General features: G+C 58.3%; 18 protein-coding genes. 10 read left to right on the top strand and 8 right to left on the bottom strand.

What is annotated here, in order from left to right:
• Positions 1–180 precede the first annotated feature (180 nt).
• Positions 181–1,086 (bottom strand): LysR substrate-binding domain-containing protein, encoded by a 906-nt coding sequence (locus AD669_RS15735; RefSeq protein WP_053121378.1) that lies wholly within the window; start codon positions 1,084–1,086, stop codon positions 181–183.
• A gap of 118 nt (positions 1,087–1,204) precedes the next feature.
• On the opposite strand from AD669_RS15735, the gene AD669_RS15730 reads away from it, so the two are divergent.
• The 6 genes from AD669_RS15730 to AD669_RS15705 all read left to right on the top strand — a co-directional run bounded on the left by AD669_RS15730 (position 1,205) and on the right by AD669_RS15705 (position 7,879).
• Positions 1,205–1,669 (top strand): (2Fe-2S)-binding protein, encoded by a 465-nt coding sequence (locus AD669_RS15730; protein WP_053121376.1) that lies wholly within the window; start codon positions 1,205–1,207, stop codon positions 1,667–1,669.
• Positions 1,669–3,882 carry a molybdopterin cofactor-binding domain-containing protein gene (locus AD669_RS15725; RefSeq protein WP_053121374.1) on the top strand — a complete coding sequence of 738 codons (2,214 nt, stop codon included), beginning with the start codon at positions 1,669–1,671 and terminating at the stop codon, positions 3,880–3,882. Before AD669_RS15730 ends, AD669_RS15725 begins: the two co-directional genes overlap by 1 nt.
• A 6-nt stretch (positions 3,883–3,888) precedes the next feature.
• Complete coding sequence (locus AD669_RS15720; RefSeq protein WP_053121372.1) at positions 3,889–4,782, top strand: LysR substrate-binding domain-containing protein; 894 nt, start codon at positions 3,889–3,891, stop codon at positions 4,780–4,782.
• A gap of 168 nt (positions 4,783–4,950) precedes the next feature.
• Positions 4,951–6,441: a helix-turn-helix transcriptional regulator gene (locus tag AD669_RS15715; RefSeq protein ID WP_053121370.1), complete on the top strand. Its 1,491-nt coding sequence runs from the start codon at positions 4,951–4,953 to the stop codon at positions 6,439–6,441.
• Between the two features lie 135 nt (positions 6,442–6,576).
• Positions 6,577–6,834: a DUF1652 domain-containing protein gene (locus tag AD669_RS15710; protein WP_053121368.1), complete on the top strand. Its 258-nt coding sequence runs from the start codon at positions 6,577–6,579 to the stop codon at positions 6,832–6,834.
• 835 nt (positions 6,835–7,669) lie between these two features.
• Complete coding sequence (locus AD669_RS15705) at positions 7,670–7,879, top strand: hypothetical protein (protein ID WP_053121366.1); 210 nt, start codon at positions 7,670–7,672, stop codon at positions 7,877–7,879.
• 130 nt (positions 7,880–8,009) lie between these two features.
• Here AD669_RS15705 and AD669_RS15700 read toward each other — a convergent pair whose 3' ends face one another.
• From AD669_RS15700 to AD669_RS15680, 5 genes are all read right to left on the bottom strand, one after another.
• Positions 8,010–8,777: an SDR family oxidoreductase gene (locus AD669_RS15700; RefSeq protein ID WP_007911074.1), complete on the bottom strand. Its 768-nt coding sequence runs from the start codon at positions 8,775–8,777 to the stop codon at positions 8,010–8,012.
• A 22-nt stretch (positions 8,778–8,799) separates the two neighbouring features.
• On the bottom strand, positions 8,800–9,867 hold the full coding sequence (locus AD669_RS15695; RefSeq protein WP_053121362.1) for a phosphotransferase family protein: 1,068 nt from the start codon (positions 9,865–9,867) through the stop codon (positions 8,800–8,802).
• Between the two features lie 315 nt (positions 9,868–10,182).
• Positions 10,183–11,151 (bottom strand): 2-hydroxyacid dehydrogenase, encoded by a 969-nt coding sequence (locus AD669_RS15690; RefSeq protein WP_053121360.1) that lies wholly within the window; start codon positions 11,149–11,151, stop codon positions 10,183–10,185.
• 141 nt (positions 11,152–11,292) lie between these two features.
• Entirely contained in the window at positions 11,293–11,817 is a 525-nt protein-coding gene (locus AD669_RS15685; RefSeq protein WP_053121359.1) for a cysteine hydrolase family protein, read from the bottom strand.
• Between the two features lie 207 nt (positions 11,818–12,024).
• Positions 12,025–12,408 carry a tautomerase family protein gene (locus AD669_RS15680; RefSeq protein WP_053121356.1) on the bottom strand — a complete coding sequence of 128 codons (384 nt, stop codon included), beginning with the start codon at positions 12,406–12,408 and terminating at the stop codon, positions 12,025–12,027.
• A 600-nt stretch (positions 12,409–13,008) separates the two neighbouring features.
• Here AD669_RS15680 and AD669_RS15675 point away from each other — a divergent pair.
• A complete protein-coding gene (locus AD669_RS15675) occupies positions 13,009–13,374 on the top strand; it encodes a DUF6124 family protein (RefSeq protein WP_053121354.1) in 366 nt (121 codons plus the stop codon).
• 104 nt (positions 13,375–13,478) lie between these two features.
• Here the strand turns inward: AD669_RS15675 and AD669_RS15670 are convergent, their stop codons facing one another.
• Complete coding sequence (locus AD669_RS15670; RefSeq protein ID WP_053121353.1) at positions 13,479–16,949, bottom strand: Ig-like domain-containing protein; 3,471 nt, start codon at positions 16,947–16,949, stop codon at positions 13,479–13,481.
• Positions 16,950–17,254: 305 nt separating this feature from the next.
• Between AD669_RS15670 and AD669_RS15665 the strand changes: the two genes are divergently transcribed.
• From AD669_RS15665 to AD669_RS15655, 3 genes are all read left to right on the top strand, one after another.
• Complete coding sequence (locus tag AD669_RS15665; RefSeq protein ID WP_053121351.1) at positions 17,255–17,449, top strand: hypothetical protein; 195 nt, start codon at positions 17,255–17,257, stop codon at positions 17,447–17,449.
• A 28-nt stretch (positions 17,450–17,477) separates the two neighbouring features.
• Positions 17,478–17,666, top strand: coding sequence for a hypothetical protein (locus AD669_RS15660; RefSeq protein WP_053121349.1), 189 nt, complete (start codon positions 17,478–17,480; stop codon positions 17,664–17,666).
• Positions 17,667–17,920: 254 nt separating this feature from the next.
• Positions 17,921–19,201 (top strand): HAAAP family serine/threonine permease, encoded by a 1,281-nt coding sequence (locus tag AD669_RS15655; protein WP_053121348.1) that lies wholly within the window; start codon positions 17,921–17,923, stop codon positions 19,199–19,201.
• A 251-nt stretch (positions 19,202–19,452) separates the two neighbouring features.
• Here AD669_RS15655 and acnB read toward each other — a convergent pair whose 3' ends face one another.
• Positions 19,453–22,062 (bottom strand): bifunctional aconitate hydratase 2/2-methylisocitrate dehydratase, encoded by a 2,610-nt coding sequence (gene acnB, locus AD669_RS15650; protein WP_053121346.1) that lies wholly within the window; start codon positions 22,060–22,062, stop codon positions 19,453–19,455.
• Positions 22,063–22,345: the final 283 nt, after the last annotated feature.

The raw sequence follows: 22,345 nt of genomic DNA, 5'->3' as shown, positions 1-22,345 counted from the left end.
GGCAGATCAGGAGCTACCCTCACCCCAGCCCTCTCCCGGAGGGAGAGGGGGCCGACCGAGGTGTTTTTCGCGATGCATCGACCTGAAAGTTCGAGTCGATTATGGATTCAAAGCTGATCTCTCAAGTCGGCGTAATTCGTCAATATCCCACGATCAGTCCCCTCTACCTTTGGGAGAGGGCTAGGGTGAGGGCTGGATTTCAAGTGTCCGCAGGGCCAACAGTTTGATTGCTTCAACCACCGGCGCCACACGCTCCGCCTGCCCATGCGGCCACACCGCGTAGAGGTTGTAATGCGCCGCAATCTGCGCCTCGTTCAACGCCACCAACCGCCCACTGCGCAACGCATCAGCCGCCAGCAATCCACGCACCAACCCCGCACCAACGCCCGCCTCGGCAGCGGCGATCAGGTTGGCCGCATTATCAAAAATCACCCGCGCCGGCGGTTCGGTCGGCGTCATTCCGGCCGCATCCAGCCACGGAATCCACGACCTTCGCGTATACCCCAACAACGGCAATTCCAAAATCTGCGCAGGGCTCAACGGCACCTGCAACCCATAGCGTTCCAGCAAATCCGGCGAAGCCACCGCCAACACCCGATCGCCACAAATCTGCGTCATCTCGCAGTCGTCCCAATCGCCATAGCCATAGCGCAACGCCAGATCGACTCGCTCAAACGTGCTGCGATCACTGCGCGGCATCGACAGCAACGTCACCTCGTAATCCGGCAGCCCATCGAGCAACTGCGGCAGGCGCGGATTGAGCCAGCTCTGCGCCAGTTCGCTGTCGACATCAAGCGTCAACCGTTGCGCGACGCTGCGGTTCTTAACCGAAGAGATCGCCCGGTCAATCTGCGCCAGACCGTCCGACAACACACTGGCAAACAACTGCCCGGCGTCGGTCAGGTTGCTGCCGCCGCCTTCACGCACGAACAGCGGCTGGCCGATGAAATCCTCCAGCGCACGAATCTGCTGGCTGATCGCACTGTGGGTCAGATCCAGCTTGCGCGCAGCACTGGAGAAACTGCCGCTGCGCGCGGCGTGGATAAACGCGCTCATGGACTGCACCGACGGGTATCGCTTGTACATGTTGTTAGTCCTGCTTACAGCGGTTGGCAGAAATCGTCGCTGGCCGCGTGTTGCTCAGGGTTCCAATAATCGGTGACCAGGCCCGCACAAAGACGGGCCGCTCTTTTGGAGCCTGACAATGATTGCATTCACGGTTAACGGCGAACGACGCGAGCTGGATGAAGCGTCCTCCTCCATGCCCTTGTTATGGGTCTTGCGTGATCAACTGAAACTCACCGGCACCAAGTTCGGCTGCGGCATGGGCCTGTGCGGTGCCTGCACCGTGCACCTGGACGGCGTCGCGGTGCGTTCCTGCCAATTGCCAGCGGCCGCCGTCGCGGGCCATAGCATCACCACCATCGAAGGTTTGTCGCCGACGGAAAACCATCCGCTGCAACTGGCCTGGGTCGCCGAAGATGTGCCGCAATGCGGCTACTGTCAATCCGGGCAGATCATGTCCGCCGCCGCGCTGCTCAACACCGGTGCGGCGGTGACCGACGATTCGATCCGCAACGCCATGTCCGGAAATATCTGCCGCTGCGGCACTTACGGGCGCATCAGCAAAGCGATCAAACGTGCGGCGAATGCGCCGAAGGAGGCCTGATGAGCCTTATCGACGACACCCGCATCGAACTGCCGCGGCGGGTTTTTCTCAAGCAAGCGGCGACCGTCGCTTCCGGACTGGCGATTGCCCTGTATCTGCCCAGCGGCATGGCGGCCACCGACCCAAAAGCCATGGCGCCGGCCAACGAATTTGAGCCGAATGCCTGGGTGCGGATCTTTCCCGACGGCACGGTGAAACTGGTGGTGCACAAGCATGACTCAGGCACCGGTACGCAAACGGCATTGGCCGCGTGTGTGGCGGAAGAGCTGGACGTAAACCCGATGACCGTGCAGGTGATTACCCCGGAAGATCCGTTTTTCGAAACCTACATTCATCCGGTCTGGAAAGTCTTCTCCACGGGCGGCAGCACCAGTGTTTCCCTCGAATACGATCGCTTGCGCATGGCCGGTGCCACGGCGCGGGCGCTGTTGATTACAGCAGCGGCGAAACAGTGGAAAGTCAGCCCCGACAGTTGCACCACCGAGGAAGGTCGCGTCGTTCACACGTCGAGTAAGCGTAGCCTCGGTTACGGCGAACTGGTCGGGGTCGCGGCGAATCTGTCAGCGCCGACCCACGTCACGCTGAAAGACCCGACGCAGTTCAAATACATCGGCAAGCTGCGGCACAAACGCGATGCGGCGGCCAAGGTGTGCGGGCGGTTCAAGTACAGCATCGACGTGCAATTGCCGGACATGTTGGTGGCGGTGATTCAGCGTGCGCCAGTGGTCGGCGCGAAGGTCGTCAGCGTCGATTCAGCGGCGGCTCTGCAAGTGCCGGGCGTGCGCAAGGTGCTGGCGATTCCGGGGCGTCCGGATGTGCTCGGCGGCAATCTGGAAGGCGTCGCCGTCTTGGCGGATACGTTCTGGGCCGCGCAGCAGGGCCGCAAAGTACTGGAGATCAAGTGGAGCGATTCACCGCTGGCCGGGTTCGACAGCGAGCAGTTGTTCAGCGCTCAAGCCAAAGCCATCGGCGATCCGCAAGCGCAAACCGTCAAAGCCATGACCCAAGGTGATGTCGCTGGGCAATGGGCGGGCGCGGCGAAGCTGATCGAAGCCGATTACACCATGCCTTACAAGGTGCAAAACCCGCTGGAACCGATCTGCATCACTGCGCAGGTCAAGGACAAGGCGATCACTTACTGGGGCGGCGTGCAGGTGCCGTCCTCGGCGCTGGAAGCGGCGCAAACCGTATGCGGGATCGACAAGGCCAACGTGACCATTCATGAACTGGTCTCGGGCGGCAGCTTCGGTGCGCGGGAGGCCAAATACTGGTTGTTTGAAGTCGCGTATCTGGCGCAGAAAACCGCTGTGCCGGTAAAACTGCTCAACAGTCGCGAAGATGAAATGCACGCGCTGTTCAATCACCCGGCAACCTTGCATCGGGTCAAAGGCGCGCTGGATGCTCAAGGCAAACTCAGCGCGCTGCAATTGCACGCGGTATCGCCAGCCTCGCCGGAACAGTGGGAACCGGGCTATTTCGAACGCCCCGACAAGATGGATTACAGCACCACCGAAGCGATCACCGCGTGGGACTTCGCCTACCGTCCGCCGCATCTGGAACTGAACTGGGTCAAGCACGAAAGCGAGGTGCCGAGCGGCTGGTATCGTTCGGTGAGTTTTATTCCCAACGTGTTTGCTGTGGAAAGTTTCATGGATGAACTGGCCCACGCGGCCGGTGCAGATCCACTGGCGTTCCGCCTGGCCAATATGCAGGAACGACCACGGCATGTGGCGGTGCTCAAGCAGGCAGCCGAGCGCGCCGGTTGGGGTAAACCATTACCGCCGGGAACCGCGCTGGGCATCGCGACCAATCAGGGTTACACCAGTTTTATTGCGGTGGTTGCGCGGGTGGCGACGGTCGATGGAAAGCCGAAAGTCGAGAAGCTCACCTGCGTGGTTGATTGCGGTTTGGCAGTGTCGCCGGGCGGTGTTGAAGAGCAGATCTACGGCGGCCTGATGTGGGGCTTCGGTCACGCGTTGTTCGATCGCCTCGACATCAACCAGGGCAGGGTGGTGCAGAGCAACTTCCACGACTATCGCGTCACGCGCATGTCCGACATGCCGGCCACCGACATCCTCGTGCTCGACGGTGAGCCGAGCAAACCCGGTGGCGTTGGCGAGTTGGGCAGTCCGTCGGTGGTGCCGGCCATCGCCAATGCGTTGTTCGCGCTGACCGGCGTGCGCCAGCGTTCGACGCCACTGAGCCTGGGATAAATCGCCATGGACTTGCGCTTGCTGCGGTACTTCATGGCGTTGGCCGATGAGTTGCATTTCGGTCGCGCTGCCGAGCGCTTGCACATCTGCCAGCCGCCACTGAGCCAGCAGATTCGTTTGCTGGAAGAGGAACTGGGCACGCCGCTGTTCGAGCGCAGCCATCATCGGGTTGAGCTGACAGCGGCGGGGCAGATGCTCAAGGAGCAGGCGCCGCTGGTGTTCGAACAGCTTGAGCGGGCGCTGGATCTGACCCGACAAACCGGGCGCGGTCAGCTCGGTGAACTGGAAATCGGCATGATCAGTTCGGTGATGGTCGGCGTGCTGCCCAAGGCTTTGCACCTGTTTCGCGAGCGCTATCCGCAGGTCAATTGGCGCCTGCACGAAATGACCCCGGCGGCGCAGGTCAAGGCGTTGAAGGAGAAGCGCATTGATGCCTGCGTGTTTCGCGTGGGTTATGACGATCCGCTGTTGCGCAATGAACTGCTGATTTACGAGCCGATTCATGTGGTGATGCCGGCGGATCATCCGCTGGCGCAGCGCGAGGTGCTGGCCCCGGCGGATCTGGCGCAGGAGCCGTTTGTGGCGCTGGAGTTGAAGCAGTCACGGTTTGCCAATTTTCTCTATCAGTGCTGCATTCAGGCGGGGTTTACCCCGCAGATACGGCAGCAGGTGATTGAGGTGCAGACGTTGCTGAGCCTGGTGCGAGCCGGGTTTGGCGTGGCGCTGTTGCCGGCGTCGATTGAACAGTTGGCGCCGGCGGGGCTGGTGTTTCGACGCCTGACCCCGGCGTTGCCGGAAGTGCCGTTGTATGCGACGTACCGCGCGGATGATGCCTCCCCCGTCCTGAAACTCTTCCTCGATACCCTGCGAGAACTCAACGGCAACCCCCAACCCCTGTAGGAGCTGCCGAAGGCTGCGATCTTTTGATGTTGCTTTTAAAAAACAGGATCAAAAGATCGCAGCCTTCGGCAGCTCCTACAGGGGGATGTGTTGTGTGTGAATAGAGGTGCACGATCACGTGTGACTGCGGTCGTACTCTTCACATGGCGCATCACTTGTGGAGATCCAATGAGCCAGGAAGTCCTGACCACCGAAACCAATCGCCGCCAGTTGCAGCAAATCATCGCCGGATTATCCGACGGGGTGATTCTGCTGGAGCGGGATCAGAGCATCCTCTGGGCCAACGAGGCCGCGCTGGCCATGCATGGCGTCAGCCGGATCGGTGAGCTGGGCCACAACGCCGCCGAGTACGCGCAGCGTTTCAACCTGCGTTATCGCAACAACCACACGCTGGCGCCCGAGAATTATCCGATCAGCCGCGTGGCGCGCTGCGAGGCGTTCAATGATGTGCTGATTGAAGTGAATGCGGCGGATGACCCGGAACGCGTCTGGGTACACAGCGTGCGCAGCATGATCCTTACCGATCGCGAGGGGCAGCCCGAGTCGCTGGTGTTGATCATGAGCGACGTCACCGACTGGGCCAACGCCGAGCAGCGTTTCGAAAAAACCTTCAATGCCAACCCGGCGCCGGCGGTGATCTGCCGAATCAGCGACTTGCGCTATATCAAGGTCAATCCGGGGTTTCTGGAGATGACCGGCTATACCCGCGAGCAAGTCATCGGCACCTCAGCTTATGAAATCGACATCTACGAGCAGGCAGAAAAACGCGATCTGGCCATTCAGCGCCTGCGCGATGTCGAGACCATTCCGCAGATGCAGGCTGAATTGCGCTTGCCCGATGGCAGCAGCAAACAGGTGATCGTCGCCGGGCAACCGCTGGTGCTCAACGACGAAGATTGCATGCTGTTTTCCTTTGTCGACATGGAGCTGCGGCACAAGGCCGAGGTGGCGCTGCGTCAGAGTGAGGAGCGGTTTGCCAAGGCGTTTCGCCTGACGCCGGTGCCGATTCTGATCTGCACAGCGGAGGAGCAGCGGGTGCTCGACGTCAATCAGGCGTTTCTCGATACCCTGGCTTTTGACGGGGACGATGTGCTCGGTAAAACCGTGACGCAGATTGGTTTTATCGATGACAACGGTGCGCGGTCTCGTCTGCTCGCGGCGCTTGAGAACAATGGCCGAGTGGATCGGGTGGACGTGCGGGTGCGCACCAAGGACGCTGATTTGCTCGAGTGTGCGCTGTCGGCCGACACCGTGAATATTCATGATGTGCCGTGTTATTTGCTGGTGCTGATGGACATCACCGAGCGCAAGCGTACCGAGCTTGAGCTGGTGGCGGCGATTGAAGAGGTGATGAAGGATGCTTCGTGGTTCAGTCGTACGCTGATCGAGAAGCTGGCGAATGTGAAGAAGGTCAATTCGCCGCAACTGCCGAGTGTGTCGTTTACCGACCTGACGGCGCGGGAGCGGGATGTGTTGGGGCTGATTTGTGAGGGTTTGGCGGACAAGGAGATCGCCGCGCGGCTGAAGCTGGCGCCGAATACCGTGCGTAATCATGTGGCGACGGTGTATTCGAAGCTGGATGTTCATAGTCGCAGTGAGGCGATTGTCTGGGCGCGCGAGCGCGGGTTGTTTTCGGGGGAATGGCGCGGGCAGCGTTAGGGTGCAAATGCACTAGTTGATCCGGTGCAAATTGAGGTTCTGGTGGGGGCGGGTGGTTCTTAGTCTGGTGGGGTGCGGTGCGTGTCTTTTTTTGCGTGACCGTGTCCCTTCGAAGTAGCTAAAGGAACAGCCTCAATGATGAATCTTGCGCAGTTGCGCGCTCAGCTTGAGCAGAGTTTTTCGCCGCTGGCGTGTGAGTGTCTGGTGGATGGTGATCATTCGCTGACGGTGAAGCTTTATCACCCGGTGTCTGGGCAGGTGGATCTGGTCGTTAGTGGGTTGAAACTGGATGTGCTGCGCACGGCGGAGTCGGTGGCGGGGTTGATTGAGGAATTGCGTTATGAGTTGGAGAGTAATTCTTTGCGCTCGTCTCGAGATCCCGACTTGGCCTGAGCCCGTGTAGGAGCTGCCGAAGGCTGCGATCTTTTGATCTTTTGATCTTTTGATCTTTTGGCTTTGGGGTACATATCCGTTGCTGCGGGGGTTGCTGATTATGGTTTCGCCCTTACGGCGAGTCCCTTTGGCAAACGCCCCAAAGGAACCAAAGGTCTGTGCCCTGACGTCCGGCCCTCGCTAAGGCTCGGGTTCCTTCGCTCCGGGTTCATCCGGGGGCATCGCCTACGGTTTGCTTCGCTGCACCTCCTCTCGATGCTTTCCCCGTATGAATCCCTCCACTCAGCCTCCCGACGGGCTCTAAGATCAAAAGCTGCACCCGAGCTTGCGCTCATCGTGTTGAGTGGTGAGGAGGGGGGCGCGGTTGGCTTTGGTTTTGGGGTGTTCTTGCTCCTCACCCCAGCCCTTTCCCGAGGGAGAGGGAGAGGGAGAGGGAGCTGATTTTTGGGCTTTTCGGGATTTGTGTGCGGCGCGGTATTTCACGTCGGCGTAACTTGCTCAAACACCTCGGTCAGTCCCCTCTCCCTCCGGGAGAGGGCTAGGGTGAGGGGCTTTTAGCTCAAAAGCTGCAGCCAACCTTGCGCTCATTCTGTGTAGGAGCTGCCGAAGGCTGCGATCTTTTGATTTGGCTGTTGTAGAAGCTGAGCCTGCTCGGGATGGCGCTCTTTCAGACAATCCAATCGCGATCCCCACCTCAAAATCGACAGCTCCATTCCCCCAATCCAGCCATTTCACTGGCGCTTGCACTCACCTCGGCTATAAAGAATGAGTGGTCAGGTCTCTCGTGGTCGGTTGGGTCGCGGGAGTTTGTCGCTCATTTTTCGCGGGTCGTCCTATGAACAGTCTTGGGAAACGCGTGTTGCCTTTGGTTATTTTTGGTGTGTTGGCCGGTTGTGCCAGTCCTCCGCCGCCTCCGCCCGTGGCGCCGCCTCCGCCGCCGGAACGCACTTGTCAGATTCAGGAAAGCACCGAGGTGGTCGGTGACATGTACATCGACGAGCAGGTGACTCGCCACATCACCACCACCCGTTGCGTCACCCAATAGATCCAACGCTTGAAAAAACTGTAGGAGCTGCCGAAGGCTGCGATCTTTTGATCTTGATTTACAAAATTCAAAAGATCGCAGCCTGCGGCAGCTCCTACAGGGGCAGGATCCGTTCAGGGTTTGAGCGGGATCAGGAGAGGAAACCACCGTCGACATTCAGCGCTACGCCGGTGGTGTAGCTCGATGCATCACTGGCGAGGTACAGCACCGCACCGGCCATTTCGCTCGGATCGGCCACGCGCTTGAGCGGAATCTGCGTCAGCGCTTGTTTGAGAATCGCGTCGTTCTTCACCAGCGCCGAGGCGAATTTGGTGTCGGTAAGGCCCGGCAGCAGGGCGTTGCAGCGGATGCCGAACTGCGCGCATTCCTTGGCGAAGACCTTGGTCATGTTGATCACCGCAGCCTTGGTCACCGAGTAGATGCCCTGGAAGATCCCCGGCGAAATACCGTTGATCGACGCAACGTTGATGATGCTGCCGCCACCGTTTTCGCGCATCAGTTTGCCGGCTTCGACGGACATGAAGAAGTAGCCACGAATGTTCACGTCGACGGTCTTCTGGAACGCGCCGAGGTCGGTGTCGAGCACGTTGCAGAATTGCGGATTGGTCGCGGCGTTGTTGACCAGAATATCGAGGCGACCGAACTGTTCTTTGATGCCGGCGAACACTTGGGCAATCTGCTCCATTTCACCGATGTGGCAGGCCACTGCAGTGGCTTTGCCGCCGGCCGCGATGATCGCGTCGGCGACGTGCTGGCAGCCGTCGAGTTTGCGGCTCGAGACGATGACGTGGGCGCCTTGCTGGGCCAACAGTTTGGCGATGGCTTCACCGATGCCACGGCTGGCGCCGGAGACGAAAGCGATTTTGCCGTCGAGGTCGAACAACTGAGTCTTGGACATAGGGGTTCCTTGGTGTGGGCCGTCAGAGGCTCGATTTCGCGATGACTTGCAGGCTCATCTGCTCCAGCAGTTTGTTCATGTGAATGAACTGCGCGAAGCGTTTGTCCTGGGTCTGGCCGTGGTAGAAGCGGTAGTAGATCTGCTGCACGATGCCGGCCAGGCGGAACAGGCCGTAGGTGTAGTAGAAGTCGAAATTGTCGATCTGGATGCCCGAGCGTTCGGCGTAGTAATCGACGAACTCACGGCGGGTCAACATGCCCGGTGCGTGGCTCGGCTGGCGGCGCATCAGTTGCACCGGCGCCGGGTCGTCGGCCTGAATCCAATAGGCGAGGGTGTTGCCCAGATCCATCAGCGGATCGCCGAGGGTGGTCAGTTCCCAATCGAGCACGCCGATGATTTGCATCGGATTGTTCGGGTCGAGGATGACGTTGTCGAAGCGGTAGTCGTTATGAACGATGCTCGACGTCGAATGGTCGGCCGGCATCTTGTCGTTGAGCCAGGCTTTCACCGCCTCCCAGTGCGGTGCGTCCGGGGTCAGGGCTTTTTCGTAGCGCTCGCTCCAGCCTTTGATCTGGCGGGCGACGTAGCCTTCCGGTTTGCCCAGATCGCCGAGGCCGCAGGCGTTGTAGTCAACACGGTGCAACTCGACGAAACGGTCGATAAAGCTCTTGCACAGCGCTTCGGTTTTTGCCGAATCGAGGCCCAGTTCCGGCGGCAGTTCCGAGCGCAGGATGATGCCGTTGACCCGTTCCATCACGTAGAACTCGGCGCCGATCACCGACTCGTCGGTGCAGTGAACGTAGGCTTTCGGGCAATACGGAAAACCGTCGCGCAGCTGATTGAGGATGCGAAATTCGCGGCCCATGTCGTGGGCGGATTTGGCCTTGTGGCCGAACGGCGGACGGCGCAGGACGAATTCCTGTTCCGGGTATTCCAGCAGGTAGGTCAGGTTCGACGCGCCGCCGGGAAACTGGCTGATCGCAGGCGTGCCGCTCAGGCCCGGAATATGCGCCTTGAGGTACGGATCGATCAGGCTGGCATCAAGTTCTTCGCCAGAGCGGATACGGGTGGACTGGTCAGTAAGCGCCATGCTTATCCCTTCTGCTTATTTTGGAGGCCAGACATCATTGGCTAATCTAATGGCGCGCCCGATTGCTCACAAGCGCGGTGCGGTCTTATACGTTAGCGTGTTGCCGGATAATCAGCGTTCCGAATAAGCACAAGACACCACCGTGTTGCCGGATAATCAGCGTTCCGAATAGGCACAAGAGCCCACCGTGTAGGAGCTGCCGAAGGCTGCGATCTTTTGATCTTATAAAAGCAAGATCAAAAGATCGCAGCCTTCGGCAGCTCCTACAGGTCATTCAGGTCATTCAGGTCATTCAGGTCATTCAGGTCAGTCAGATCAGTGCACGCGCTGGTTGCTGAGTTTTGGCGGGAGGGCGATCGGGGTGAGCACCGGTTGCCCGGAGAAAAAGGCGACGAGGTTTTTGCCCACCAGTTCGACCGTGCCTTGGGTGGCCTCTGGCGACAGGCCGGCAACGTGAGGGGTGAGCAACACATTGCTGAGGGATTTCAACGCATCCGGCACTTGCGGTTCGTGATCGAACACATCCAGTGCCGCACCGGCAATTTTTCGTTGTTCAAGGGCCGTGATCAGGTCTGCTGTGGCAATCACACTGGCCCGCGCAATGTTGACGATAAAACCCTTCGGCCCCAGTGCATCAAGCACTGCACGCGTCACCATATGCTGCGTGCCGATACCGCCCGGCGTCGCGATGATCAGAAAGTCCGCAGCGCGCGCCAGTTCGGTCGGCGTCGAGCAAAACGCGTAAGGCACCTCGCTGCGCACCTGACGGCTGTGGTAGCTGATTTCCATGTCGAAACCGAGGTGCGCGCGCTTGGCAATCGCCAGGCCCACTGCACCCAATCCGAGAATCCCCAAGCGTTTACCGGCCAGCGACGGGCGCATGATCTTCGGCCATTCACCACGACGTACCGCCGCATCGCAGCGCGGAATATCACGCACCAACGCCAGCAGCATCGCCATCGCATGGTCGGCCACGGACGAGGCGTTAACCCCGGCGCCATTGGTCACGGTAATCCCGCGATCACTGGCGGCTTGCAGATCAACTTGCTCATAACCGGCCCCGATCACGGTGATGATTTTCAGTGCGGGCAGGGCGGCGATCTCGTCAGCCGTCAGACCCAGCGGGCCACGGGTCAGCACCGCATCGATGCGACTGCCGTGAGTGGCAATAGCCTGCGCGCGTTCGGCGGGCGTCGGCGCGAGGATCAGGTGAAAACCCTGGTTTTCCAGAATCGGCAAATAGTCGTTGATGGTTTCAACCAGTACCAGAACGGTTGCGGGCATTGCGCGGCTCCTGTGATCGTCGGCGTCGAGGGCATCAAATTATGCTTCAGAGTGCTGATTCCAGAGCGGTTTGGCAATGGTTGAACGTTGCCCCGCATCAGCCAGTGTAGGAGCTGATGCAGGGCTCGCCTGAACGCTTCGTCAGAAGGTTACGTCGGCGCTGTTGATCAACCGGGCGAAGGCGCCGCCAAGGGTGGCGTTGTGGTGATCGATGATCGCCTGCGCTGATAGGGCGGGAGTGTCCATGCAGGTGTGGGCGTCGGCGATCAACACGAGTTTGAAGCCCAGGTCGGCAGCGGCGCGGCAAGTGCTGTCGATGCAGAATTGAGTCTTCATACCGACGAGGTAGAGATTCTCGATTTTTCTGGATTGCAGTTGCTGCGCCAAGTCAGTGTCGTGGAAGGCGTTGGGTCTGGACTTGTTAAAGAGGGTTGCGGTTTCAGCGTTGAGCTCAAGCTCGGGCAGCAATTGCCAGAACGGACTGCCAGCGGCAATCGGCGAACCTTGGGGGCCGGTGTGGCGTACCGCAAAGATCGGCACCTGCTGTTGTCTCGCCTTGGCGATAAGGTGCTGGATGTTGGCGAGAATTTGTTCGCCGTGATGAGGTTGTTCCGGGCCATGAAACAGACCGACCTGCATATCGATGATCAACAGTGCTGCAGACATGATGTCTCTCCTTGAGTGCTGCAAATGCCGCACGGACGGGAGAAACAACAAGGCCCCGTCCATTGCTGGCGGGGCCTTGGGTTTGCTGCGCTGGGGTTACCTCAGGCGCAAACACCACGACCCGCCGATGGCGGTCGTGGTGGTGCGGGTGAGGTGCAGCGCGCAAAGGTTCATGGGAATGATCATGCTGTGCGGGTTGCGCGCCTGTCAATTGGCGTATTGAGCGATGCCGTTGCCGAACGACCAGTTCTCTTTTTTCACCTCGACCAGGTTGATGAAAACGTCTTCGAGGCGAATCGACAGGTGCGTGTTGAGGTTCTGCGCGATGGTTTGGTACAGCGCTTTTTTCTGCTCCAGCGTTCGGCCTTCGTTGAGCGTGATCTGGATGATCACCAATTGGTCGGAGCGCTGAATGCCGAGGTATTCGGGGTCAAAGATAAAGTGATTGGCGTCGTGCTCGTTGAGGATCTGGAAGTTGTCATGATCCGGGACGTTGATGGCGCTGCGCATGGCGCTGTAAATCTGCTCGCCGATGCGTTTGGCAAAGGTCGGGTCGGGGTGTTTTTTGATTTCGACGCGGACTAATGGCATGGGAAGGCTCCGAGGGAATAGTGGGGCCTTTCTCACGCTAGATGAAATGGTGGGGATTGAAAGTAATTCGCTCGCCGATCCGACGCCTTCGCAAGCAAACCCGCTCCCACAATGGATCGCATTCCAACTGTGGAGGCGGGCTTGCTCGCGAAGAGGCCGGTATGACCAACACACAAGCCTGCCTCTTGCACGGTGCTCGCGCCACAATCTGTCGGACATTTCGCCTCATGTTGTCAGCCGATAAACACAACTCGGTAATTCGTGTTTATAGACACCTGAAGTTACGTACGATTGCCCACAAATCGTTGCGTCGTTGCCTACGCCTAAGACAGAATCCGCCGGCTTGTGCGCCTTGGGGCGGGTCGGTAACGTTGATCGGGTCACTGATTTCCAGTGATCGGGCTTAGCGGCTCGGTATGCATCCACGGTTGTACAAGTCCTATCAAGTCAGGCTTTCGCCTGCGCTCGATGGTGGCTGTGCGCATGGCATCTTCGGATGCGCCGGGTTGTGAATGCTTACCGGACCGCTAACTTGCGCACAGCTGCCTCCCTTTTGCTTAGCGGTGGAATGGATGCAGCCTTATTACGAGGTAAGCATTTATGTTCAAGGTAACGCCAAACCCGCCCGCAACCGATCCGGCATCGCCGTACGAATCCTCCCAATCCAAGAAATTCCACGAAGCCGCCGAACGCGCCCTCGACCACTACCTCGGCCCTCCCACTGCCGAAATCATGGCCACGCCGTATGTGCCCAATCGTTTATTCATGGTTAACCCGGCCAGTGGGAACGAACCTCTATTGGCCGACGCCAGTGAGAGCCTCGGTTCGGCTTGCGTAATGATCAACGACTTGGCAGGGATGCTTGAGGGCACTCATCGCCGGACGCTGTTGGGCATTGCGCAGGTTGTGATGTTGGGTGAGTTGGCTGTTAATCAGGTGCTCGATAATTTGGTGCCAGTCGAATAGATTTTGGTTGCTGCGAATTCGCGGGTCTCGCCGCGTATTCTAAACCTAATGGGGGCAGATATTTTTCTTGAAAACAGAGCTGTCCTCTTTTTACCGATTTTCTTCTAATTCCAAGTTATATCGGTAACGGCAATACCATTGAATGGGCCTTCATTTCCTACGATCAGGTGAAAAAAATCGCATCCGCCACTGTGTTCGAAAGTTATCGTATGCGGGATTTCAAATGCATCCACTATAAGATTTTCTTCGTGAAGCAAATCACCTGCCAAATTATGAAAAGAAATCCCGTTTTCGCTATATGCAGACGCTCGATAAGTAAGGGTTACTCTTTTTGCTGTAACTCCAAGTGCATAACGGCTCTTTGTTAAAGTGCCAGTAGCCAGTATCTGTCCAAGTTCAGGCATGTCCTTGAGTATGTAGATATCGGCAATTGTCGCTGCAATAGCTAGCTTGGATACAGTCAGCGTCAGCCCACTGGGGAGTTTCATAGGTACATCGAAAGCTACGTTTCCTAGCGGTGCTAGATCCCAATTCTCAGATCCCGACACTGTCTTGATAACGGTAAAGCCTCGCGCTGCGGAAATTTGTCCTGCACCATACAAACCTTTGGCGGTAAAACTGTGAGCTGCCGCACTTAATCCTGATACCTGCAGTTCCCAGGCACCCGCCGTCGGATTGGCCAAGGCTTCATCTATTATTTCGACACCATCTAACACCTGAACGTACTGCCCTTTACTGGCCGTACCGGTGATCGTCACGCTGGTATCAACGGTGCTGCCGCCCTGCGGAATTTCACTTCCTTGGCTGTCCTTGATCGATGTAATGGTCGGCGTCACCATCTCAGTGACAATGATCTTCCACGCCGCCGATACCGGCTCGGAGCCATATTGCGCGACAGCGGTAAGGTTGCAGTCGCCCTGGGCCAGACCGATTAAATTCCGTTCCCATTTTCCTTGAACATCCGCTGTTGCGAAGCCTCCAGTGCTGACGCTGTTGTTGTAAATCAGGATGGTCTGATGGGGTGTTGCAGTGCCGCTGACCTTGACACTGGAATCAACGGTGAGACCGTTTTGGGGAATGGTGATGCCTTTTGAATCGAGCACTGAGGTGATCACCGGCGTCGTCGCTGCGGCGACAGTAAAGGTTCGAACAGCTGATTCCGTCTCACTGCCGTATTTGGCTTTTGCCTTGAAGGCGTGAGCGGCAACGGTCAAACCTGTAGCGGTGTAGATCCAGATCCCTTGGGCATTGATCGGCGCCGAGTCTTTTAATGTGACGCCATCAAAAATATCCACCTCACGGTTCGCCGTGCCTGTGCCCGTGAGCGTCACGCTAGTGTCGACTGTCGTGCCGTTTTGAGGGATGTCTATGCCCTTGGAATCTTTCACCGAAGTAATCGCCGGAACCAGTGCATTGGCCACGGTAAAGGTTCGCGCTGCTGATTCAGGATTACTGCCGTAAACACCTTTGGCCGTCAGGCTATGCGGACCGACGGCCAAACCACCGACAACTCGTGTCCATACACCGCTGGCGTTGACGGTGGCTGTGCCTTTGAGGGTCGTCCCGTCGAAGATTTCGATTTCCAGACCCGCCGTGGCTGTACCGGTCACCGTGACGTTGTCATTAGTAACCGTAGTGCCATTAGGGACTTCTTTACCGTAGGGGTCTTTCACCGAAGTAATCACCGGTGCGACCAGTTCGACACCAACCCTGAATTCCAGCGCATTCGAATAACTATAAGTATCCGTCTCCTTGCGCCACACCCGATAACTGGCCGTTACCTTTCTGCCGCGATTGGGCTCGATATGTTTGGCCACGAATTCGGCATCAAGATGGAAAGGCACATCCTTGCCTGCCGAAAGCGAGTTGAGCGTAATCGAATCTTCTGTCCTGCCACTGATATCGCCGACCCAGGTATAGGTAACCACATCATCGCGTTTCGTCGGATTGACCGCCGATTTCGGCGCGGTCAATTGGCTGGTGCCGTTGGGCAGGTCATGGGGTTCCAGCGAGTCGTCTTTCTCTCCCAGCACCAGTGGTGCGACCAACTCGAGTGACGGTTCGCCGACATTCAGTTGCGCCGCCTTGTGCGATTCGCGGCGCAGGATGTCGCCGTTGTCTTTTTCGCTCAGCAGGGCATATGAGAGTTCGAGTTCGCCGCCTTCAAGAGTTTTGAGGTGAGTGCCCTCGACGCTGATCGTGAAGCCTCGCGGGTTGTCTGCTTCAATTTTACTCGGGAAGTACCACTCCAGTTCGGGGTCGTAGGTGCTGCCGTCCGGCCGGGTGCCGACCCAACTGAGTTCGATCGCCATGCCGACCTGAATCAGCGGGTCGTGTGGAATACGGATGCGGGGGGCGGGGAGGTCGGGGTTGATCGCGCCCTGTTGGGCATCCTCGGCAATCGGTGCCGCCAGGCGATCCGCTTCGCCTTCGATCTGCACAAACTGGTTTTTGGAGCGCAGGGGGTCGGTACTGCCGCTGCGCGCCAGCGTGTAGGAAAAAATCACTTGGGTTTTGACCAGTCTGCGGGCATCCGCGTTGTTCAGCAGCAGCTCGTAGGTGTGAGGCAGGTTGTCGATTGTCTGGGTGGGTGCCCCGACCTCAATCGCCTCACCCTCGACGCTCATGCCACGCATCTTCAGGTGGATGATGTCCCCGAGTTTGAAGCTTGGGGAACTGGCCCAGACTTGAATCGTGAGGTCTTTATTGCCCAACAAATCAAGGTCGATCTTGTTGTTGAAAGCGTCTTTGGCGATAGGGGCGGTCAGCGAAAGGGTGCCGATTGAAACGGTGATGCGCGTCTCTGCGCACCAGTCTTCCGATTGATTGCCGACGATGTCAGTGACCAGAAAAGTCACCGCCAGACCCGCGAAGTCGGTATCGCCGGCCTCCTCGATGGTGACTTTGTCGACCATGATAGTGATTGGATGATTGGCGGGATCGCTGATCTGCTCGGCGCTCAGCGGCGGGGATGCGAGCAAAATACCGCCCCAGCTCAGCGTTATCACATCGCCCACAGCGGCATCGGGATAAGGCGCGCCGCTGCCTGTCGGGGTACGAATGACAATCGGCACACCGGCCTCGGCGATGTCCTTATCAACGCCGCCAATGACGACTTCCGCTGGGATGTACATGAAAAGGTTGGAATGACCGGGCTCAGGATCAATGTCTTGCCCACCCGGGATTTCAATCTTTACGTAGATTCGGGTGGGTGGCGTCTGGGTTTCGGCCCCCTGATTGAGCCGGGTGACGCGGTACGTCAGGGTATGCGAGCCCGTCTGCAAATGGCGGGGGGCTACAAACAGCGTCACGCGTTGCCCGACATCGGCGTCTTTGGCGAGGGTGAGTTGATCAACGACATTGTTGCCGTCCAACAACAACTCGACCTTATCCCCTTTACCCATACTGGACCATGGATGAAGAAATATCTGCAAGCCCTTATCAGGAAATACCAGCCATGCCGCCGCGCGATTGATCCCCCATTCCCCGGAGGGCAATGGCGGTTGGGTGCGGGAGGGAATCTCCAGCTCGCGCAGGATTAGCGTGGATGTTTCTCTCGGCGGTTGGACAAGCATCGCGATCACTCCTGTCTGCATTGGGCAACGGAGTGATTTATGGCTGGAAAGGGGAGGGCTGTCACCTGTCAGATCTGACAGGTGCGGCGTGGTTTCGGATGGGCGGTTGGCGTGTCGAGGGCTGGTTTATCTCAGTCGTTGCTGAGTATGAGGCTGCCTACGTAACTCCAGGATTTTGCCTACGAGGCCGCCGGATCCGTCCGCTATCAGGCAAGCGAGGAAGACGGAATCATAGGGCAGCAAAGGAGGCTATCCAGGATGGACGAGCACTCCAAGCGGTAACAGCCAATGGCCAGGGAAGGTTCATGCATATTGATGACCGCGCAAACGTGGAGCTTGAAAAGCTTCATATGGAAACACAGAAGCTGCGGGCCGAGAAAGGCAAGCTCAAGGCGGAGGAGCGAAAGCTGAAGTGGGAAGCCGCTTTATACCCCGTCGCGGTAGGCACCGGTGTTCTGACCGTCTTCGTTGCCGCTGTAGGTCTTTTTTTCAAACTGTGATGCTTGCATCACCGTTCAGGACGTCAACATGAAAACAGAAACTCGTGAAGCTCTAATGGAACGCTTGCATCGGGAGGATGCCGCTTTTGCAGAGGAAGGATTGAACCTGTCTAAAGCCGAGATCCGATTGCTGGTCACTCTCTTCAGTATTGGCGCAGTGTTTGCGCTGGTCTGTATTTCAATCGGTATCGCAGTGAGCCGATGGCTATTTCTTTGAGTCAGTCAGGTCGCGTGTTCAGGGGGTTAAGACGTGTCATAAAACGACATGTGGCATGCTGATCAGCGACAGTGATTTCACCAATAACGACACTCCGCTGATCTGCTCCGCACAACCATTCCTCAGCTAAGTCTTTGCTTCTGCTCATTTATCGCGGAGAATCGCGCCCCTGTTTCGGCCGGAGCATGTCTGTCGGTTTTTTCCGACGCGTCCTGACCGAGTGGCAAGTGACCGGAATGCGGAGATCCGACCGGATGAATGATCAGGCCAATAGCGTCGAAGAGCGCTTTGATGCAGCAGCACCCGCTGAACTTTCGAGCTGGAATCGCCAGGACACTACCTGGATGTTGGGGTTGTTTGGGACGGCCATTGGCGCCGGTACCCTGTATTTGCCGATCAACGCAGGCTTGGGTGGCTTCTGGCCGCTGGTGGTGCTTGCGCTGTTGGCGTTCCCGATGACGTTCTACGCACACCGTGGTCTGACCCGATTTGTGCTGTCTGGTCGCGAAGGCGCTGACATCACTGAAGTGGTCGAGCAGCATTTCGGCATCAAGGCTGGTGCGCTGATCACGCTGCTGTACTTCTTCGCGATCTTCCCGATTCTGCTGATCTACAGCGTGGGCCTGACCAATACGGTCGCCAGTTTCCTTGAACACCAACTGCACGTTACGCCGCCACCGCGTGCGCTGCTGTCGTTCGTGCTGATCCTCGGTTTGCTCGCCGTGGTGCGTTGCGGCCAGGACGCCATCGTCAAGGCGATGAGCCTGATGGTCTATCCGTTTATCGTCGCGCTGCTGTTTCTGGGGGTTTACCTGATTCCGCACTGGAACGGCGGCATCCTCACCACCGTTTCGCAGGTGCCGCCAGCGTCGGCGCTGCTGCACACGCTGTGGCTGGCGATTCCGGTGATGGTGTTCTCGTTCAACCACTCGCCGATCATTTCGGCGTTTGCGGTGGATCAGAAGCGTCAGTATGGCGTGCATGCCGATGAGCGCAGCTCGCAGATCCTGTTCCGCGCCCATGCGTTGATGGTGCTGATGGTGCTGTTCTTCGTCTTCAGTTGCGTGCTGACGCTGTCGCCGGAGCAATTGGCGGAGGCCAAGGAACAGAACCTGTCGATCCTGTCGTACCTGGCCAACCACTTCAACAATCCGACCATTGAGTTCGCGGCGCCGCTGATTGCGTTTGTGGCGATCTCCAAGTCGTTCCTAGGTCACTACATCGGTGCCAGCGAAGGCCTGAAAGGCCTGATCGTGAAGAGCGGCAAGCGTCCGGGCGCGAAGGCACTGGATCGCATCGTGGCGGCGTTCATGCTGGTGATCTGCTGGATCATCGCAACGCTGAACCCGAGCATTCTCGGCATGATCGAAACCGTCGGCGGGCCGGTGATTGCGGCGATTCTGTTCCTGATGCCGATGTACGCGATTCGCAAAGTACCGGCGATGGCGCGCTATCGTGGTCAGGCGTCGAACGTGTTTGTCACGGCGGTCGGTCTGGTGGCGATTTCGGCATTGGTTTACAAGCTGACGATGTAACCCGGGCTCCATCAATAAAACCGCTGTGCCTGCCCAGGCACAGCGGTTTTTTTTCGCCAGTGCCTCGCTTGCCACCGGTTTCTGTAGGAGCCGAGCTTGCTCGCGAAGGCGGTGTATCAGCCAACACCGTTGTTGAGTGACCAACCGCTTTCGCGAGCAAGCTCAGCTCCCACAGGGATGGGTTGTGGTGGCGGGCATAAAAAAACGCCGCTCATCTCACGATGGGCGGCGTTTTTTATTGCGTTGTAACGTTAGGCTTGAACGACCGGGATGTTGGCGTTCGCAGCAGCTTCACGGAACTCGGCGATCTGGTCGAAAGACAGGTAGCGGTAGATATCGGCCGCCATGCTGTCGATCTTGCCAGCGTATTCCATGTACTCCTCGACGGTCGGCAGGCGACCCAGGATCGAAGCCACGGACGCCAGCTCGGCCGAAGCCAGGTAGACGTTCGCGCCGTCGCCCAGACGGTTCGGGAAGTTACGAGTGGAAGTGGACACCACGGTAGCGTTCGGCTCTACACGTGCCTGGTTACCCATGCACAGCGAGCAGCCTGGCATTTCCATGCGTGCGCCAGCCTTGCCGTAGATGCCGTAGTAGCCTTCTTCGGTCAGTTGGTGAGCGTCCATCTTGGTCGGCGGCGACAGCCACAGACGGGTTGGCAGCTGACCCTTGACCTGATCCAGCAACTTACCGGCAGCGCGGAAGTGACCGATGTTGGTCATGCACGAACCGATGAACACTTCGTCGATCTTCTCGCCAGCAACGCTGGACAGCAGACGGGCGTCGTCCGGATCGTTCGGCGCGCACAGTACAGGCTCGCTGATGTCGGCCAGATCGATTTCGATGATTTCGGCGTATTCGGCGTCAGCATCGGCTTCCATCAGTTCCGGATTGGCAACCCAGGCTTCCATTGCTTGAGCGCGACGTTCCAGAGTACGTGCATCGCCGTAACCTTCGCCGATCATCCAGCGCAGCAGGGTGATGTTGGAGTTCAGGTACTCGGTGATCGACTCTTTCGACAGCTTGATGGTGCAACCGGCAGCCGAACGTTCGGCCGAGGCGTCGGACAGTTCGAACGCCTGCTCGAGGGTCAGACCTTCCAGACCTTCGATTTCCAGGATGCGGCCGGAGAAGGCGTTTTTCTTGCCTTTCTTCTCGACGGTCAGCAGACCGTTCTGGATAGCGAAGTAAGGAATCGCATGAACCAGGTCACGCAGGGTGATGCCAGGTTTCATTTTGCCTTTGAAGCGCACCAGGATCGATTCCGGCATGTCCAGCGGCATAACGCCGGTGGCCGCAGCAAACGCAACCAGACCGGAACCGGCCGGGAACGAAATGCCCATCGGGAAACGGGTGTGCGAGTCACCACCGGTACCGACGGTGTCCGGCAGCAGCATGCGGTTCAGCCACGAGTGGATGATGCCGTCGCCCGGACGCAGGGAAACGCCGCCGCGGGTCATGATGAAGTCAGGCAGGGTGTGGTGGGTGGTCACGTCGATCGGCTTTGGATACGCCGCGGTGTGGCAGAAGGACTGCATCACCAGGTCAGCCGAGAAGCCCAGGCACGCCAGGTCTTTCAGTTCGTCACGGGTCATTGGACCGGTGGTGTCCTGAGAACCCACGGTGGTCATTTTCGGTTCGCAGTAGGTGCCAGGACGGATGCCTTTGCCTTCTGCCAGACCGCACGCCTTGCCGACCATTTTCTGCGCCAGGGTATAACCCTTGGTGCTTTCGATCGGTGCGTCAGGCTTCTTGAACAGGTCGAACGCAGGCAGACCCAGTTCGGCGCGAGCCTTCTCGGTCAGGCCACGGCCGATGATCAGCGGGATACGGCCGCCAGCACGGACTTCGTCCAACAGTACCGGGGTCTTCATTTCGAAGGTGGTGATGACTTCGTCGGTGCCGTGTTTGCAGACTTTGCCAGCATGCGGGTACAGGTCGATCACGTCGCCCATGTTCATGTTGGAAACGTCGAACTCGATTGGCAGTGCGCCGGCATCTTCCATGGTGTTGTAGAAGATCGGAGCGATTTTGCTGCCAAAGCAGAAACCGCCAGCGCGCTTGTTCGGCACGTAAGGAACGTCGTCGCCGAAGAACCACAGTACCGAGTTGGTAGCGGATTTACGCGAAGAACCAGTACCGACCACGTCACCGACGTAGGCGATCGGGAAGCCTTGACCGCGCATTTCTTCGATCTGCTTCATCGGGCCGATGGCGCCCTGCTGATCAGGAACGATGCCGTCGCGGGCCATTTTCAGCATGGCCAGGGCGTGCAGCGGGATGTCTGGACGCGACCAGGCATCTGGAGCAGGGGAGAGGTCGTCGGTGTTGGTTTCGCCGGTAACCTTGAACACGCGCAGACTGATCTTGTCGGCCAGAGTCGGGCGGTTTTTGAACCACTCGCCGTCAGCCCAGGATTGCAGCACGGCTTTAGCGTGAACGTTACCGTTCTTGGCTTTTTCCGCGACGTCGTGGAACGCATCGAACATCAGCAGGGTGTGCTTGAGTTGCGCAGCAGCGACAGGCGCCAGTTCGGCGTCGTCCAGCAGCTCAACCAGGGTCACGATGTTGTAGCCGCCCTGCATGGTGCCGAGCAGTTCTACAGCGCGTTTTTTGTCTAGCAGAGGGGAGGAAACTTCGCCCTTGGCCAGTGCAGACAGGAAGCCGGCTTTTACATAGGCTGCTTCGTCCACGCCTGGCGGAATGCGATTGGTGATCAGGTCAACGAGGAATTCTTCTTCGCCAGCCGGAGGGTTTTTCAGCAGCTCGACCAGGCCTGCTGTTTGTTCGGCGTTAAGCGGCTGGGGAACGATACCCAGGGCTGCACGCTCTTCGATATGTTTGCGGTAGGCTTCAAGCACAGTTATTACCCTCATCAGTGGTCCCAAATGGGTGTCCGGGACGCTCATCCCGAAATGGCCGTACTCATGCGCTGCGTGGCGTTGTGGGCCACTTAGCCAGAATTACCGACCATTCCTTACAGAAGCTGCTTTCAAAGTTTTACGCCTGCAGAACGGGGAGCTGATGAGGGTTGGCGTTGGGCTTTTCCCCGCTGGAAAAACCCTTCGCCAACACCGCTCTGAAGGAACGACTGTGCTCGTGACGCTTTGAAAACAGCTTCTAACGGACATTGGCGCCTTAAAA

Source organism: Pseudomonas sp. P1.31 (genome assembly GCF_001269815.1).
Classification (GTDB): Bacteria; Pseudomonadota; Gammaproteobacteria; order Pseudomonadales; family Pseudomonadaceae; genus Aquipseudomonas; species Aquipseudomonas rustica.
Note: the sequence above shows the minus strand (reverse complement) of the source record. Positions and strands in the feature narration are given on the sequence as shown.